This is a genomic window from Thalassotalea sp. PLHSN55, from assembly GCF_052030545.1.
Taxonomy (GTDB): Bacteria; Pseudomonadota; Gammaproteobacteria; order Enterobacterales; family Alteromonadaceae; genus CANMXU01.
In genome coordinates this window covers 1-774 of the sequence record NZ_JBPDIH010000033.1, presented here as the reverse complement: position 1 = coordinate 774, position 774 = coordinate 1, and the positions used below count along the sequence as shown (strand labels likewise).

At 52.3% G+C, this 774-nt stretch carries 1 rRNA gene; it reads right to left on the bottom strand.

From position 1 onward, the window contains the following. Positions 1 to 21: 21 nt before the first annotated feature. Positions 22 to 774: ribosomal RNA gene (locus tag ACRRSQ_RS20585) — 23S ribosomal RNA — on the bottom strand; the annotation flags it as partial.

Here is a 774-nt window from a genome sequence, read left to right as displayed (position 1 = left end):
ACAAAACCACTTGGGTGTTGTATGGTTAAGCCTCACGGGCAATTAGTATCAGTTAGCTCAAGGCCTCACAACCCTTACACACCTGACCTATCAACGTTGTAGTCTCCAACGACCCTTTAGGGAGATTAAATCTCCAGTGAGAACTCATCTCAAAGCCTGTTTCCCGCTTAGATGCTTTCAGCGGTTATCAGTTCCGAACGTAGCTACCGGGCAATGCTATTGGCATAACAACCCGAACACCAGCGGTTCGTCCACTCCGGTCCTCTCGTACTAGGAGCAGCCCTCTTCAATTCTCAAACGCCCACGGCAGATAGGGACCGAACTGTCTCACGACGTTCTAAACCCAGCTCGCGTACCACTTTAAATGGCGAACAGCCATACCCTTGGGACCGACTTCAGCCCCAGGATGTGATGAGCCGACATCGAGGTGCCAAACACCGCCGTCGATATGAACTCTTGGGCGGTATCAGCCTGTTATCCCCGGAGTACCTTTTATCCGTTGAGCGATGGCCCTTCCATACAGAACCACCGGATCACTATGACCTACTTTCGTACCTGCTCGACGTGTCTGTCTCGCAGTTAAGCTGGCTTATGCCATTGCACTAACCGTACGATGTCCGACCGTACTTAGCCAACCTTCGTGCTCCTCCGTTACTCTTTGGGAGGAGACCGCCCCAGTCAAACTACCCACCAGACAGTGTCCCCAAGCCCGATAAGGGCCCTAGGTTAGAACATCACGCATACAAGGGTGGTATTTCAAGGTTGGCTCCACTC